Source organism: Undibacterium sp. GW821-FHT07F11 (genome assembly GCF_059418665.1).
This window is the reverse complement of the sequence record NZ_JBWKQH010000007.1, coordinates 112,217-126,294: the sequence shown is the minus strand read 5'-3', so window position 1 is coordinate 126,294 and position 14,078 is coordinate 112,217. Positions and strand designations below refer to the sequence as shown.

Below are 14,078 nucleotides of genomic sequence, written 5' to 3'. Positions count from 1 at the left end.
AGAAAGATGTGAGTCCATGTTCCTGAATCTATGCTTTTCGCAGTTGATCCCATGTTGTTCCGAACACCCACTTGACACTCTGTATGCCACGTTGCATGGCATTACCCAACATCAGGACTTGTTCGTCTTCCACATTGGTGCCACGCAAAGTAGGGTTGAGGATTTGAAACGCGCGACCAGCCTGTGCGGGGCGATAGGGAAATGCCAGTTTCAGCCGCAACGGTGATTTGCCGTAAGTATAAAGAATGACGATCACAGCATCGAAACGACCTTCTTCAAGATCGGCGAAACCATCGTAAGCAAGCACTTGCCAGCTTGTGTCGTGCGGGTTTTTCTCCAGGCAGTCAACACCATACTGCAGCGCTTCTTCAGGGTTTTCACCCGGCAGGCCGGACATGAGTGCGCGCCAGGACATAGGCTCGGTTGATCGCAGCATCAAGGGCAGCACAGCACCACCGTCAGCCGCCATCATCATTTGCCACGAGGCAGTTCGTCCCAGGGCTTGCATGCCTGTCCACCAAACGACGGGGCCGTTACGCTCAAGCTGCTGTATGAGGCTGGTGACATAATCTGCAGCCTTGGACTGCTGACTGTCACTGAATATCTCTGCCTCTATCCAATCCAGCGGCATGAATGCGACGCCCTGATCGGGCGCGAGGGCAATCAGTCGCGCGAACGCTTCGTTGGGCAATTGCACACCAACTGGTAGTGCCTGAATGGCGGATGCCCTGTCATGCCAATCAATATGTGCACCACTACGGTGACGTACGATTTCAATTACATGATAGGCAATCAGGGCGCAAAAATTGCGACCTTGTACAGACCCTTGCATGTCCTCGCGGGACGGCTTTACACGTTCCCGCATGGCTGCAAACAATTGGTCCAGTCGGTGTAAACCCTTGTCCGAATAGTCGAGCTGGGTTTGCTGCAAGGCTTTGGCAAATTTCCAGCCACCTTCTATTTCACCACCGCTGGCATAGGCATCCAAAAAGCTTTTGGCTGTTTCATTCATGTAGCAATCTTTCTGTGTGTTACTGAGGTGCTCAAGATAAAAGTATCTGCTGCCTTTAGTCTTGGGAGCGCCATTTTTTTGATAGATTGTAACGCATCGGTGAAACAGAAAAGATGTTGCCATGTACTTTGGTCGAGTCGTGTGAACTGATCACATCTTGTAAGAATTGATTTGACAGATGCCCACAGGCTCCTAATGTGGACTAGGACAATATCCATTAAAAAATTGAATAAAAACACCACAGACTTCCACTATCCGGCGTGTACTTGAGCAGGGAGGATTTGTCCTGACCTTAGCCGTGTTTTTCTTGGTGGGAAAAAATACTGGTGTGCATGTGATGGGCTTGTCGATGCTGGTATTTGCCTGCCATTGCTTGTTCGTGCGGCGTATCCCTTATGGTGTGGAAGGGCAGGAACCTATCGGGTACCTGACAGGTATCCCTGCGATACTTTGTGGTCTCATTTCTTTCGGCATTGCGATTTTCATGATCCTTAAACCAGCCCTGGTGCTGGATGTTTTTCGCTAAAGACTTCCTTCAACACGCAAGTAATTTTCCCAATACCTGGCTTGACATGCAGGTAAATGCCTGCCTATAATGAATTCATGCAGTTAATTACCTGCATTTTGTTTTACCTTTAAAAAATTTCAGATGCGATACATCAATGACAGAAATAGACAAAGTATTCAAGGCACTGGCCGACCCCAGTCGTCGCAAATTGCTTGACAGTTTGCATGCCAAAAATGGGCAGACGCTGGGTGAGCTTTGCAATGAGCTGGACATGGCGCGGCAGTCGGTGACCCAGCATCTCGGTTTGCTGGAAGATGCCAATCTGATTTCTGTAGAACGGCAGGGCCGGGAGAAACTGCATTACTTCAATCCTGTACCTATCCATGAAATTTATGAGCGCTGGATACGCAAATTTGAACGACAACATCTTGAGGCCATGCACGACCTCAAAACCAAACTGGAAAGGAAGTGATCATGAACCAAGAGAAGTTTGTCTATGTGACCTATATCGCCACGACGACTGAGAAAGTCTGGCAAGCCCTGATGGATGGCGCGCTGACACGGCAATTCTGGAAAAGCGAAATTGTCTCTGACTGGACACCAGGTTCGAGCTGGCAGCATATTGCCGATGATGGCAAAGGCACGGTAGAACATGTGGGTACCGTTCTGGAATGCATACCCGGCAAGCGCCTGGCAATGACCTGGGTTGGTCCAGCCAATGCGGCAGACCCGGCCAAACATTCAAAGCTGGCCATCGATATTGATGAGGGTGATCCCAAATCTGGCGAACTGGTGCGTCTGACGGTGACGCATGAAGAACTTAGCCCTGAGGTACTTCGGGGCATCAGCTTTGGCTGGCCGCTGGTGTTGTCCAGTCTCAAATCATTGCTGGAAACTGGACGCGGTATCGACTATTAAAATAAGGAGTTGTCATGAGTACTGCCTATACAGGAGGTTGTGCCTGTGGTGCAATCCGTTATGAAATTACAGGCGAACCGGTAGTGTCCAACGACTGTCAATGCCGCGATTGCCAGCAAGAAAGCGGCACCGGGCATGGTTCACACCTGACATTTTTGCATTCAGGCGTGCAAGTTCAGGGTGCAGCCACACACTGGGACATGCGCGGCGATAGCGGCAATATCAAGACCCGTGCCTTTTGCCCAGCCTGCGGGTCACCGGTGTACATGACATTTGCAGCAATGCCAGAATTTTTCACCATACGTGCGGCCAGCCTTGATGACCCTGGCAGATACCAACCGCAAATGGTGACGTATGGTGCGCGCGCCCATGCATGGGATCACATCAATCCCGCGTTACCGAAGTTCGACAAGATGCCAGTGAGATGAGTAAATTTTCATTGCGATCTTGACCACGATTTACAGGCGTCGTATGCTGGCTGCTGACGATCAATTTTTCAGGGGCGACCGCTTTTCATGCCAGTTACTCCATTTCATTTCGGCCTTGGTGCTGCCCTCAAAGCTGCAGCACCTGCCCGCTTCAGTTTTTTGTCATTCGCGGCTGTGAATGTGTTCATTGATGTGGAGTCATTCTATAACCTGATGAATGCACGCTTTCCTGTGCATGCCTTCTTTCATACCTATCTTGGCGCGCCTTTGATGGCGGGTTTTACGATCTTGCTATTCCTGCTGGTACGCTGGTGTGCCGGGCGCTTTTATTTACCCAATTTTTATCGCTGGCAGCAGCTGACGCTGTTGCAGGTGAGCCTTGGCGCATTGCTGGGTGCTTTGTCGCATGTGGTGTTCGACAGCATCATGCATGTTGACATAAAGCCTTTGCATCCCTTCAGTAATGACAACGTCTTGTATGAAATTATTCCTCTGATGTATCTACATTTGCTATGTGTGTTTTTGGGTGTGCTCGGAGTGATAGGGGTATATGTGCGGCGGGCGGATGAGCTTTAAGAATTTTAGCTGCCATCTGCAAAGTGATTTTTCTGATCGGAAGGCGAATCTGTCTTCTGCTACTTATTTCAACGTAAAGGATATCGTATGGGTGCCTGGGCTGCTGATTCTTTTGGAAATGATACTGCTTGCGATTGGGCTTATGATCTTGAAGACAGTAAAGATCTCTCGCTGGTTGAAGACACACTCGACAAGGTGTTGAATGAGGGAAATGGTTATATTGACTCATCCGATGCCACCGAAGCGATTGCCGCTATCGAGGTGATCGCCAGGTTGCAGGGCAACTGGGGCATGCGCAACGCATATAGCGAAAGCGTCGATAAATGGGTCAAAAAAATGAAGCTGGTGCCGACGAAAGAGCTGGCAGAAAAAGCACACAAAGTGATAGAGAGAATCCTGGCGGATGATTCTGAACTCAAGGAACTTTGGCAGGATTCGGCCTTATTTGATGAATGGCAGGCGTCGGTGAAGGAGTTGGCGAGCCGGGTTAAGGTTTGATTTTATGGATAGCTGTAAAAATCAGAATTTTCTACAGTTATTTTTTTCTCTGATTGAATCAAAATATATTCGTGCTGCAGATGTAAGGAATCTTGGAGATGCATTGAATGGGCTTGAATTGACGCCTGAGCGATGGCTTACTGAACTATCTGTATGCGAAAGTGTCGATGATGCGCAGGATATTTTACTGGAGAAAATGAGCGAAAACCATGTCGTCTTTGACGAGCGCTATGTCTCACTTTTTCTTGGATTTTTGTATCTGGGTGTGCAAGAGGGAAAAATAACTCTATCAGAGTTTGAAGCAGAACTCGTCGATACCATTGATGCGTATAGCGCATGCATGAATGTGACTATTGAGGACTTTCATGGTGATTTTTTGTCGTTAAACAAGCTTCCTGATGAAAGCACTTTACTCGGCAGTTATCTCATTGATTCTGCTGAAAAATCTAAAAGTGCGTTTGGCGAGTTAGCAGCACTCCTTCAGGATGAATCATTTACGCTTCTCCATCGGCATACAGTTCTTTAAATTTATTTAATCACGATCCTGTGAAAAAAAAGACTTGTCGTCGACGCTATATTGCCCGATGGCCATTAGCGATACGCTTAAATGTCCTTACTCTGGGAAATGTACAGACCAGATACTGATGATCCATAACACATGGGAACGCCTGCATGGAATTCGCATTATATGGACCATTAAAACCTGCATACATTTTCCTTCTATATGTGACAGACGCTGAACAAATATGGCAACCAATGAGTTTTGCAAAAACGCAGCAATGGAAAGAATATTGTTGATGCACGTAATGTCTTCAAGTGTTTTTTTCGTTCAGACGAAATGTAAAGAGTGTAATTGAACGTGTGCAAAACACAATCGTATCCGACAGGATATTTCGATTGTCATCCGATTATTTTGGGGTACATGCATAGCACCATACTGCCCCTGCCTGCCTGAACTGTGCAGTCGCCAGGGTGTTGCATTTACTTACAGGCCCAGCCCGCTTGCAATTCTCTGCTACAAATCATTACAACACCCTCCCATTGTCACTTCTACCATTGAAATTATGGCAAGCATGTTCAATGCTTGTCCAGCCGAAGCTGGCTTGCGCAGCTTATGTCGAATTCATCGGGAAACGCAGCGCCCGATCGTGGTCGATGCATGCACAGGCCATGCAGATCAATCAACCCAAAGCAGACCAGACATGACAAAAAGGAGATCGCCAGCCAACGTTCGAAACGTTGGCTCATACCCATTGATTTATACCCGCTCACAAACAAAAAAAACTTCGACATCATCAATGAAAATTAAATCCGAATGGATATCAAAAAATGACAAGTAAATCCAGATCGACATTAAAAATGAAAAGCTATCAAGCCATAGTGGGAACACTGATCATCGCGCTCTTGCAGGGGTGTGGCGGCAGCAGCAATACATCCGCCGCGGTGGATGGTGCGAGCGGCCAGTCCGGAATTGCCGCAGCGCCCCCGCTTAACAAAACCGGGAAGGACGATGACGGCGTCGGACCCCTGGCGCTGGGCTCCAACCTCATTCGCGCCCGCCATGCTGGCGGCGCGGGCATGAACCTGACAGAGTTCGCTTCGTATAGCACGGACGCACCGACCATCGATGTGGTCAAACGCATGCAGCCCTGGGTCACCTCTGTCCTGGATCCCGACTGGATCTGGGACACGCACGAAGAGAGCCAACTGGACCTGGATGCAAATGGCTGGGTAAAGAGCCTGCCATTGCCGCCCAAAGTTAAGGGGGCCACGACTTACCCGAAGTACCGTGCTGTATCAACGGTGTTTAATGACAGCACATCAATCAAGTCCATGCCAGCCGGGGATTACCACGTTTTCTACGAGGGTGATGGAGACCTCTCTTTTTTTGGTGAGCTTACGCAGAAAACAGTCGAGCCAGGCCATATGATTCTGACGCGCAATCCCAGGAACGGGGATAACTTCGGGATGCGTATCTCCCGTATCAACCCGGACAATTACTTGCGCAACATCCGCGTGATCATGCCTGGCGGCATCTGTACCAGCAATCCCCTGCAGTGGGTAGCCGGCCCGGATACATGCCCCGCAGGCGGTTATACTTCACTGGTGGAATTGTCCAGGACGCAGATCTGGTCTCCCAACTTCCTGGCTGATCTTAACGGCGTGCGGGCTCTGCGCTTCATGGACTGGTTCAGGATCAATGACTCCACTTTGTCCAGCTGGTCACAGCGTCCGGCCAAGAGCGATGCGACCTGGTCTGGCAGCGGTGGCGTACCTGTGGGAGTCGCCATCAATCTGGCCAACACGCTTTCGGCTGATGCATGGATGAATATTCCCTACCGTGCCGACAATGACTATGTGCAACGTATGGCGCAGCTGGCGCGAACCAGCCTGAATCCTGCTGCCAAATTCATCGTCGAGTATGGCAATGAACCCTGGAACACGGCCTGGCCCTTCGTCTTGAACTATAAGTGGATGGCGGAGCAGGGGCTGACCAAATTCCACCGGGACGGAAAGCCAGACGCGTCTGAGTACGACAGGGCTATCAACTATTATTCCCTACGCACCAACGAGGTCTGCCAGATCGTCAAACAGGAATTTGGCGACCAGGCCTCGCGTGTGCAATGCGTGCTCAATACCCAGTTTGGCTGGCCAGATCAAGCAAAGATAACACTCGCCTGCGCCCTGGCTGTCGAGACAGGCAAAATCGCCAAAGACTGTGCTGGCCCGATTGATGCTGTGGCTGTCGGCGCTTATGTGGGTGGCTATCTCGGGGAACCCGGAGAAAACGGGAAACCTGGGAACGTAGACAAGGTGGCTAGTTGGGGTACTGGAAGTGCAGGCGTCGATAAGGTCTTTGAGGAGTTGCTTGGCAAGAACGCGGCTGGGCAGGATGTTGATACTCCATTGCAGGTTTCCTACGCTCTCAAAGGCTCTGTTGCCCATGCTGGTGACCTGATCCGTCAGTACAAAACCAACATGGCCAACGGGCCCTACAAAAAGCCGCTGTTCGCCTATGAGGGCGGCCAGCATCTGCGTGTGGTGGCTGGCAGTCCTTATCCAGATGCTACCAGCCTGTTCATCAGCGCCAATCGTGACAAGCGCATGGGGGATGTCTACAACGCGCTGATGGCGGAATGGGTAAAGGTAGAAGGCATTGGCCCGGGCCAGGTTTTCGTGCACTTCAACAACGTGAGCTCATATAGCGGATTCGGTTCATGGGGACTGCGCGAAGCCGCTTTCGCCGACGGGGCAAGCAGCCCCAAGTGGATGGCTTACAAACCTTACCGCGAGACCATAGGTTGCTGGTGGGATAAATGCAAGCAATAAGGTGCAAGCATTAAGTTGCAGGCAGTAAAACTGAGGGCCACCCGCGAAGTGTAAAGCGGGTGGCCTGCAAGGCTGCAACACTTCATCAATTATTCCGTACGCCAGCGCACAGATGATTCTCCGGCATAGGACTATCTTGTTTGCAAGCATTCTCATTGACTTGCGTCAATGCAGGGTTTTGCAACCAGGACGGAGATTATCATGACGCATATTATTGCCGGGCGACTGCAGCAGCAAGAACAGGTGCAGCAGGCTATCTATCAACTGATGGTGCTGGGCTTTGCTCCGGGACAAATCAGCTCTTTTTATCTTAATCCTCCGGGGCAGCATGATATGTATCCTGTCGGGGGTGACCGCGATGATTCACCGGGTGCAACCAAGGCTGGCAGTGGTGCTGTTAATGGTGCTGCTGCGGGGGGGGCGGTTGGTGCTGCCGTAGGCTTGATCGGTGCGCCTGTGACTGGCCCGGTGAGTACTGCATTGGGTGCGCTGGTTGGTGCACATGTGGGGGCGCTGATAGGCAGTTTGTCGCAGATGAAGGATAAGGGCGAGACGACAGGAGACGATGCTGAAAATGCTGCCGCCGTGCGGCGATCCGGCATGATGGTGGCTGTCAGTGTCAGCAAGCCTGAGAGTGAACCGCATGTCATTGCCGTGTTGAAAAATCTGGGAGCAGACCAGATTGAGCTGGGCGAAGGTACGATCAGCAAAGGTGACTGGACAGATTTTGATCCGCGCGTGCCGCCCAATTTAATTCCTGCCAGTTTGCCATCGGCAAGTCCAGTCGTTGGAGCAACCACAGGTTCGCCTGCTTCAGCCTCCGTTGAACAGCAAGCGGCAGAGCAGGGAGTAACTGGCCGTGAACTCTAAACACGTCAACCTGGACAGCAAGACTGGCAAGCAGGCCAAAAGTGCCGCTGTCAAAAACAATGAAGCTTTGTTACCTCATGAACGTGATCAAACGACAGATGACAATAGCAAACCTCGCAAGATCATGAAACAGGCATTAGATGACTTGCAAGAGGGTAAAGTTGATACCGACATGCACGGTCAGCGTGGTGTAGAAACCGTGGTTCAACCAGCGGCTAAGAATTCACGCAAGCATTAGCACTGGTGGCCGGTACAAGTTCTGCTTGCAACTGGCAAGACTTGCCTGATAACCATGCTGTCAGGTTTTTACGGTCTATTTTGTATCTGTTCTGTATCTAGCGCATATCTTTCGTATTCACAAACACGTCAAAAGCAAGTTGCACGTTTTGCTGTTTTTGAGGTTTGTTATGAGCCTGGATATGCGTCTACTTATGCGCCTGTTCCGCACGTTTCTTCATGAGCCCCAGTATGGATTGATGAAAGTCATTCAATACCATTTTTCCCCACAGGTCGCCGTAGGTCTTGAGTTGTGACTTGTTGATGAAGCGGGTGCTCAGACGCAGTTCAGTACCGCCATCTTTTGCCTTCAGGTCATAGCCGCCATCGAGTACATCGAAATATTCGCCGCCCATTTCCACATGCCTGTCGAGTGCATCTTTGGGGATGCCGCCAGCTGGAATATGAAAGCGGTAATGCATGGCATAGGGTTTTTGCCAGGTGGTGATGACTTCTTCAAAGCTGACATTCTTTTCCCAGCGCGAGGTTCTGACTGCGCCCACACCCTTGCCATCCATATTGGCAGCCAGCGGCTTGGGCAGGCCGATCAGGTGCACGAATGAAAAGCCGAGTTCATCAGCTTTGATGTCCTGCACTGAGGCGAGTTGCTCGAATACTTCTTCAGGGCTGGCTTGTATCTGTATGACAGAGCTGACCCTTTGCTCGCTTTGTGCCGGTGGCAGGTTGGCTTCAATCGGGCCCAGCAAGAGCGGCAACAGGACAAATGAAGACAAGGTAAACGGGGATGTATGAAAGCGATTGTGTATCCAGCCTGCGATCAGGCCGCCAATGATGGCGGCGACCATGAAGACGGGGGCGACCAGCACCAGGCAGATCATGCCTTCCAGCATGCAAACAAACATGGCTATCAGGAACATCACCATCGACAGACAGGACACCATGATTTGTCTGCCAACGGTAATACGGGACTTGCCAGCCGCCAGCAACACCGCGATAGCCCCTATGCTGAAAGGGGCAACAATCAGGAAGGCGGTAGACACGATTTGCAGCCATGCGTGCAGGGACTTGTTTTCAAAGCTGACGCGTAACAGCAGGCCATACACCACACCCACAATCAGTGCGCTTATTATGCGCAGTTCAAGATGTGGATTATCCGCAGCCGTATTTTGCGGGTTGCTTGAGATGCTGTTTGGCTTATTGTTTTCAGACATGCTGCCTACCTGCGTAAATGGGCTTGCGACGTAGAAGATTTACTTGTATTTACTTGTACACCAGCTTCATCACCAGAATAAAAAGGGCCAGCATCAGGGTGATCAGATTGGCGATGATGATGGGCAGGGCGCTGAGCATGAGGCCATACACCAGCCACAGCATGATGCCGACGACCAGGATGATATACATGCCCAGGGACACGCCTTCGGCCCGTTTGCGGCGCCAGGTCAGCCAGGCTTGTGGTACGAACGCGGCAGTCGTCAGGCAAGCGGCGATGTAGCCGATCAGATCGACAGGCAAAAGTGTAGTCATGGGCAAGCTTATTCTTTGGTAGGGCGCAGGAACTGGCCAGAGTGAAACACCAGCGGTGCCTGTTTGGTGAATTCGCAATGCTCAACTTCGCCAACGAAGATGACATGGTCACCCTCAGGATAGCGGCTGCGGTTGTGGCATTCAAACCAGGCCGATGCGCCTGTCAGTATGGGGTGGCCAGTGCGCGAGAGTGTGTAGTCAACACCAGCAAAGCGGTCAGTCTTGCGGCTGGCAAATTGCTCGGCCAGCCAGGCTTGTTCGCTGGATAGTATATTCACCACATAGTGAGAATTGCCACTAAAGACGGGCAGGCTGTTGGCGGCGGTGCCCAGGCTCCAGAGTATCAATGGTGGGTCGAGCGAGACAGAATTGAAGGACGATGCCGTCAAGCCCAAAAACTGCCCATCCGCCAGGCGGGTAGTGATGACAGTGACGCCAGTGGCAAATTGCGACAGGGCATCCCGGAAATGGCGGGTATCAAATTCACGCTTTTCAGAGCGGGGTGAGCGGGTGTGCATGAGGTTCCATGGTTCTTTTTTTACCATTATCACAGATTTTCAGGCATTTTGGCTTGTTGTGGCTTGGCCGCCTGCTATCCTGCAATAGGAAGTGCAGCCCTGATTGTGTTAAACTTGCAGGCTTGCCGGTTTCCCCAGGTTTTAAGCTAAGTAATTGATTTGCTTGAACTAAATTTCCCACTAAGAGGTGCTGAGGTATGCCCATGCTGCTGATTTTACGCCGTGCCATGATGATGTCTGTGTTAGCCGTGCTGACGATGACGAGTTTGCAAGGTTTTGCACAAATACCGGATGAACGTAATTTTCCGGAAAATACCAGGCGCGGTGTCTTGAATATGTCGCAATATCCCAATGTCCTGATTGATGGCAAAGCCAAAAATACGGCGCCGGGTTTGCGTATCTATGATGACCAGAACCTGTTCATCTCGCCCACGCAAATTACGGGCAACTACATCATTATTAATTATCTTGAAGATAATTTTGGCGATGTCTCAAAAATCTGGGTATTGACCGAACTTGAACGTAAAAGGGTACTGCCGGTCGCCAAGGAATGGGTGCCGCAGATTTTCCAGAACAAAAATTTTTGAGATCTGCCCAGGGATAACAGCCGTGCCTGGCGCAGTGCTGTAATCCCTAAAGTAAGTAAGCTAAGTAGAGTAAGTAAGCTGAGTAGAAAACTATGCAAAAAAAAGTATTTATCAAAACCTTCGGTTGCCAGATGAACGAGTACGACTCGGACAAGATGGCAGACATCCTCAATGCCAATGACGGCATGGTAAAAACCGATACACCAGAAGATGCAGATGTGATCTTGCTCAACACCTGCAGCGTGCGCGAAAAAGCATCCGAAAAGGTATTTTCCGACCTTGGTCGCCTGCGTGAACTCAAACGCAAAAAACCTGATCTGCTGATCGGTGTCGGCGGTTGCGTGGCATCGCAAGAAGGTGATGCCATCGTCAAGCGTGCGCCTTATGTGGACATGGTATTTGGCCCGCAAACCCTGCATCGCCTTCCACAGATGATAGATGCGCGCCGTACTTCTGGCCGCTCGCAAGTCGATATCAGTTTTCCTGAAATCGAGAAGTTTGACCACATGCCACCAGCCCGTGTCGAAGGTGCGAGTGCTTATGTGTCCATCATGGAAGGTTGCAGCAAGTATTGCAGTTATTGCGTCGTACCTTATACCCGTGGTGAAGAAGTCTCGCGTCCATTTGATGATGTGCTGGCAGAAGTAGCCGGTCTGGCCGAGCAGGGCGTCAAGGAAATCTCCCTGCTGGGGCAAAACGTGAATGCCTATCGTGGCGTTATGGAAGATGGCGAGATTGCCGACTTTGCGCTGCTGATCGAATACATAGCTGAGTTCCCGCAGATAGAACGCATACGCTTTGTCACCAGCCACCCCAAAGAATTTACCCAGCGGCTGATAGACTGTTATGCCAAGGTGCCCAAGCTGGTCAATCATTTGTACCTGCCTGCCCAGCATGGTTCTGACCGTATTTTGTCAGCGATGAAGCGTGGTTATACGGCCATCGAATACAAGTCCGTCCTGCGTCGTTTGCGGCAGGTACGGCCTGATATTGCGGTGTCATCCGATTTTATCGTCGGCTTCCCAGGTGAGACGGATGAAGATTTTGATGCGTTGATGAAGCTCATCAATGACATCGGCTTTGATAACAGCTTCAGCTTTATCTTCAGCCCGCGCCCAGGCACGCCAGCGGCGAACCTGGCAGACGATACACCGGCAGAACTCAAATTGCGCCGCCTGCAGCATTTGCAGTCTGTGATTGATGCCAATACCAAAAAATACAGTAATGCCATGATAGGCACTGTGCAGCGCATTCTGGTAGAGGGACCGTCGGTCAAGGACCCGAATGAATTGCAAGGCCGCACCGAGAATAACCGCGTTGTCAATTTCGCGGGTTCCAAAGATCTGATCGGTACGCTGGTGAATACCCGCATTACCGAATCCTATAATTATTCCTTACGCGGCGAACTCGTCGAAGAGGCTGTGACAGCATAATGGCAAAAACACCCGTGCCGGTAGCGCACTTCATCCCTCAACCCCTGGACAATACCCGTCTGGCACATCTGTGCGGGCCACTGGATGAGAACTTGCGGCAGATATCATCGGCACTGGATGTGACGATCTTCCGTCGTGGTGAAAAATTTATCGTCAGCGGCCACAATGCCGAAAAAGCGATAGAGATACTTGAGCATTTCTATGGCCTGGCGAAAAAAATCATCACCATCGATGAAGTGCAACTGGCATTGGTAGAGCAGCGTGCCAGCAAGAGCCTGAAAAAAGGCAAGGCTGAGAAAGAAGATATTATTCCGGCAGATGCCGTGGCGGTAGATGCCCCCTTGCCAGAAGATGCCGACATAGAAAGCCCGGTATTGAAAACCCGCCGCAGCGATTTGCGCGGGCGTACGCCGCACCAGAACCATTACATCAAGACCATACTAGACCATGACATCAGCTTTGGCATAGGCCCGGCTGGTACAGGTAAAACCTATCTGGCGGTAGCGTGTGCCGTGGATGCACTGGAGCGTGATGCCGTCAAGCGCATCGTACTGACTCGCCCAGCGGTGGAAGCGGGCGAGCGCCTGGGCTTCTTGCCGGGTGATCTGGCGCAAAAGGTCGACCCATATCTGCGCCCGCTGTATGACGCGCTATATGACTTGCTGGGCTTTGACCGTACGCAAAAAATGTTTGAAAAACAGGTCATCGAGATTGCCCCGCTGGCCTATATGCGTGGCCGCACCTTGAACCATGCTTTCGTCATCCTCGATGAAGCGCAAAACACGACACCGGAACAGATGAAGATGTTCCTCACGCGCATAGGTTTCGGCAGCAAGGCCGTAATTACCGGCGACCCTACCCAGGTTGATTTGCAGCGTAATGTGAAGAGTGGCCTCATCGATGCCTGTCAGGTACTCGATGGTGTGCGCGGCATAGGCTTTACCCATTTTGGCAGCGTCGATGTGGTACGCCACCCGCTGGTCGCCCGCATTGTCGATGCCTATGAAAGTGCCAATGCCAGCGCCACCGCCAACAGCGCCGCCATCGGCTTGCTGAAACCCGCAACCCCTTTAAGCTCTGCCCATCATGGTCGCAAAAAGTAAAAACGAAGTTAAACACAAGCTGACACTGTCAGTGCAATACGCCGACAAGCGTCTGCAAGATGTACTGACCCGCCCGCTGATACGCAAGACCGTGCAGGCGGCGCTGTTCTTCCCGGCAGAAATCACTTTGCGCTTTGTCGATGCCGAAGAAGGCAAGGTGCTCAACCATGATTACCGCGGCAAGGACTACGCCACCAATGTGTTGACCTTTGCCTATACCGAGGATGAAGATGCAGAGGTGACCCAGGCCGATATTATCCTGTGTACCGATGTGCTGGAGAAGGAAGCTGCCGAGCAAAAGAAAACCGTGCTCGAGCATGCCCAGCATCTGATCGTCCACGGCGTCTTGCATGCCCAGGGCTATGATCATGAAGAGGATGATGAGGCTGAAGAGATGGAGGCGCTGGAGATAGAGATACTGGCGGGGATGGGGCTGGGGAATCCGTATCAGTGACGTTGTTTTTAAGCCCCTTCCCCTTCAAGGGGAGATTTGTGGGGTTTCGCAAAGCATGCTTTGCGAAACCCCGGCGCCATCC

Annotated in this window: 18 protein-coding genes; 14 read left to right on the top strand and 4 right to left on the bottom strand. The window is 51.2% G+C overall.

Translation table 11 applies throughout. From position 1 onward, the window contains the following. Positions 1 to 28 precede the first annotated feature (28 nt). On the bottom strand, positions 29 to 1,012 hold the full coding sequence (locus AC07OI_RS18410; RefSeq protein ID WP_495258204.1) for a hypothetical protein: 984 nt from the start codon (positions 1,010 to 1,012) through the stop codon (positions 29 to 31). A gap of 310 nt (positions 1,013 to 1,322) precedes the next feature. Here AC07OI_RS18410 and AC07OI_RS18405 point away from each other — a divergent pair, with 310 nt between their 5' ends. The 10 genes from AC07OI_RS18405 to AC07OI_RS18360 all read left to right on the top strand — a co-directional run bounded on the left by AC07OI_RS18405 (position 1,323) and on the right by AC07OI_RS18360 (position 8,378). Further along, the gene (locus AC07OI_RS18405; RefSeq protein ID WP_495258203.1) at positions 1,323 to 1,538 is read left to right on the top strand and encodes a hypothetical protein; all 216 of its coding nucleotides are present in this window, start codon (positions 1,323 to 1,325) and stop codon (positions 1,536 to 1,538) included. Positions 1,539 to 1,674: 136 nt separating this feature from the next. After that, positions 1,675 to 1,992, top strand: coding sequence for an ArsR/SmtB family transcription factor (locus AC07OI_RS18400; protein WP_492707780.1), 318 nt, complete (start codon positions 1,675 to 1,677; stop codon positions 1,990 to 1,992). 2 nt (positions 1,993 to 1,994) lie between these two features. Continuing rightward, on the top strand, positions 1,995 to 2,438 hold the full coding sequence (locus AC07OI_RS18395) for an SRPBCC domain-containing protein (protein WP_492707781.1): 444 nt from the start codon (positions 1,995 to 1,997) through the stop codon (positions 2,436 to 2,438). A gap of 14 nt (positions 2,439 to 2,452) precedes the next feature. Beyond that, positions 2,453 to 2,866 carry a GFA family protein gene (locus AC07OI_RS18390; RefSeq protein WP_492707783.1) on the top strand — a complete coding sequence of 138 codons (414 nt, stop codon included), beginning with the start codon at positions 2,453 to 2,455 and terminating at the stop codon, positions 2,864 to 2,866. A gap of 87 nt (positions 2,867 to 2,953) precedes the next feature. Beyond that, positions 2,954 to 3,442, top strand: a complete 489-nt coding sequence (locus tag AC07OI_RS18385) for a hypothetical protein (RefSeq protein ID WP_495258202.1) — start codon at positions 2,954 to 2,956, stop codon at positions 3,440 to 3,442. An 87-nt stretch (positions 3,443 to 3,529) separates the two neighbouring features. Next, positions 3,530 to 3,940 (top strand): DUF4259 domain-containing protein, encoded by a 411-nt coding sequence (locus tag AC07OI_RS18380; RefSeq protein WP_492707785.1) that lies wholly within the window; start codon positions 3,530 to 3,532, stop codon positions 3,938 to 3,940. Between the two features lie 4 nt (positions 3,941 to 3,944). Then, the gene (locus AC07OI_RS18375) at positions 3,945 to 4,466 is read left to right on the top strand and encodes a hypothetical protein (protein ID WP_492707786.1); all 522 of its coding nucleotides are present in this window, start codon (positions 3,945 to 3,947) and stop codon (positions 4,464 to 4,466) included. Positions 4,467 to 5,299: 833 nt separating this feature from the next. Further along, entirely contained in the window at positions 5,300 to 7,270 is a 1,971-nt protein-coding gene (locus AC07OI_RS18370) for a hypothetical protein (RefSeq protein ID WP_495258201.1), read from the top strand. A gap of 201 nt (positions 7,271 to 7,471) precedes the next feature. Further along, on the top strand, positions 7,472 to 8,140 hold the full coding sequence (locus tag AC07OI_RS18365) for a hypothetical protein (RefSeq protein WP_495258200.1): 669 nt from the start codon (positions 7,472 to 7,474) through the stop codon (positions 8,138 to 8,140). Continuing rightward, positions 8,130 to 8,378: a hypothetical protein gene (locus tag AC07OI_RS18360; RefSeq protein WP_492707790.1), complete on the top strand. Its 249-nt coding sequence runs from the start codon at positions 8,130 to 8,132 to the stop codon at positions 8,376 to 8,378. The genes AC07OI_RS18365 and AC07OI_RS18360 overlap by 11 nt, the downstream gene beginning before the upstream one ends. A gap of 187 nt (positions 8,379 to 8,565) precedes the next feature. Here the strand turns inward: AC07OI_RS18360 and AC07OI_RS18355 are convergent, their stop codons facing one another. From AC07OI_RS18355 to AC07OI_RS18345, 3 genes are read right to left on the bottom strand one after another with little or no spacing between them, the layout of a single operon-like run. Further along, positions 8,566 to 9,588 carry an SRPBCC family protein gene (locus AC07OI_RS18355; protein ID WP_495258199.1) on the bottom strand — a complete coding sequence of 341 codons (1,023 nt, stop codon included), beginning with the start codon at positions 9,586 to 9,588 and terminating at the stop codon, positions 8,566 to 8,568. A 49-nt stretch (positions 9,589 to 9,637) separates the two neighbouring features. After that, positions 9,638 to 9,901 carry a SemiSWEET transporter gene (locus AC07OI_RS18350; RefSeq protein WP_492707793.1) on the bottom strand — a complete coding sequence of 88 codons (264 nt, stop codon included), beginning with the start codon at positions 9,899 to 9,901 and terminating at the stop codon, positions 9,638 to 9,640. Positions 9,902 to 9,909: 8 nt separating this feature from the next. Continuing rightward, positions 9,910 to 10,419: a flavin reductase family protein gene (locus tag AC07OI_RS18345; protein ID WP_492707794.1), complete on the bottom strand. Its 510-nt coding sequence runs from the start codon at positions 10,417 to 10,419 to the stop codon at positions 9,910 to 9,912. 203 nt (positions 10,420 to 10,622) lie between these two features. On the opposite strand from AC07OI_RS18345, the gene AC07OI_RS18340 reads away from it, so the two are divergent. The 4 genes from AC07OI_RS18340 (at position 10,623) to ybeY (ending at position 13,996) form a co-directional block, all read left to right on the top strand. Further along, a complete protein-coding gene (locus AC07OI_RS18340; protein ID WP_492707795.1) occupies positions 10,623 to 11,006 on the top strand; it encodes a hypothetical protein in 384 nt (127 codons plus the stop codon). A 92-nt stretch (positions 11,007 to 11,098) separates the two neighbouring features. Beyond that, positions 11,099 to 12,439, top strand: coding sequence for a tRNA (N6-isopentenyl adenosine(37)-C2)-methylthiotransferase MiaB (gene miaB, locus AC07OI_RS18335; RefSeq protein ID WP_495258197.1), 1,341 nt, complete (start codon positions 11,099 to 11,101; stop codon positions 12,437 to 12,439). After that, a complete protein-coding gene (locus tag AC07OI_RS18330; RefSeq protein ID WP_492708003.1) occupies positions 12,436 to 13,542 on the top strand; it encodes a PhoH family protein in 1,107 nt (368 codons plus the stop codon). The genes miaB and AC07OI_RS18330 overlap by 4 nt, the downstream gene beginning before the upstream one ends. Then, complete coding sequence (gene ybeY / locus AC07OI_RS18325) at positions 13,526 to 13,996, top strand: rRNA maturation RNase YbeY (RefSeq protein ID WP_492707798.1); 471 nt, start codon at positions 13,526 to 13,528, stop codon at positions 13,994 to 13,996. The genes AC07OI_RS18330 and ybeY overlap by 17 nt, the downstream gene beginning before the upstream one ends. Positions 13,997 to 14,078 lie beyond the last annotated feature (82 nt).

Excerpts from the sequence above, each read along its gene's own strand:
- AC07OI_RS18390 (WP_492707783.1), top strand. The coding sequence starts at position 2,453 with ATGAGTACTGCCTATACAGGAGGTTGTGCCTGTGGTGCAATCCGTTAT.
- AC07OI_RS18370 (WP_495258201.1), top strand. The coding sequence starts at position 5,300 with ATGAAAAGCTATCAAGCCATAGTGGGAACACTGATCATCGCGCTCTTG.
- AC07OI_RS18385 (WP_495258202.1), top strand. The coding sequence starts at position 2,954 with ATGCCAGTTACTCCATTTCATTTCGGCCTTGGTGCTGCCCTCAAAGCT.
- ybeY (WP_492707798.1), top strand. The coding sequence starts at position 13,526 with ATGGTCGCAAAAAGTAAAAACGAAGTTAAACACAAGCTGACACTGTCA.
- AC07OI_RS18345 (WP_492707794.1), bottom strand. The coding sequence starts at position 10,419 with ATGCACACCCGCTCACCCCGCTCTGAAAAGCGTGAATTTGATACCCGC.
- AC07OI_RS18380 (WP_492707785.1), top strand. The coding sequence starts at position 3,530 with ATGGGTGCCTGGGCTGCTGATTCTTTTGGAAATGATACTGCTTGCGAT.
- miaB (WP_495258197.1), top strand. The coding sequence starts at position 11,099 with ATGCAAAAAAAAGTATTTATCAAAACCTTCGGTTGCCAGATGAACGAG.
- AC07OI_RS18340 (WP_492707795.1), top strand. The coding sequence starts at position 10,623 with ATGCTGCTGATTTTACGCCGTGCCATGATGATGTCTGTGTTAGCCGTG.
- AC07OI_RS18400 (WP_492707780.1), top strand. The coding sequence starts at position 1,675 with ATGACAGAAATAGACAAAGTATTCAAGGCACTGGCCGACCCCAGTCGT.
- AC07OI_RS18355 (WP_495258199.1), bottom strand. The coding sequence starts at position 9,588 with ATGTCTGAAAACAATAAGCCAAACAGCATCTCAAGCAACCCGCAAAAT.
- AC07OI_RS18375 (WP_492707786.1), top strand. The coding sequence starts at position 3,945 with ATGGATAGCTGTAAAAATCAGAATTTTCTACAGTTATTTTTTTCTCTG.
- AC07OI_RS18410 (WP_495258204.1), bottom strand. The coding sequence starts at position 1,012 with ATGAATGAAACAGCCAAAAGCTTTTTGGATGCCTATGCCAGCGGTGGT.
- AC07OI_RS18350 (WP_492707793.1), bottom strand. The coding sequence starts at position 9,901 with ATGACTACACTTTTGCCTGTCGATCTGATCGGCTACATCGCCGCTTGC.
- AC07OI_RS18395 (WP_492707781.1), top strand. The coding sequence starts at position 1,995 with ATGAACCAAGAGAAGTTTGTCTATGTGACCTATATCGCCACGACGACT.
- AC07OI_RS18365 (WP_495258200.1), top strand. The coding sequence starts at position 7,472 with ATGACGCATATTATTGCCGGGCGACTGCAGCAGCAAGAACAGGTGCAG.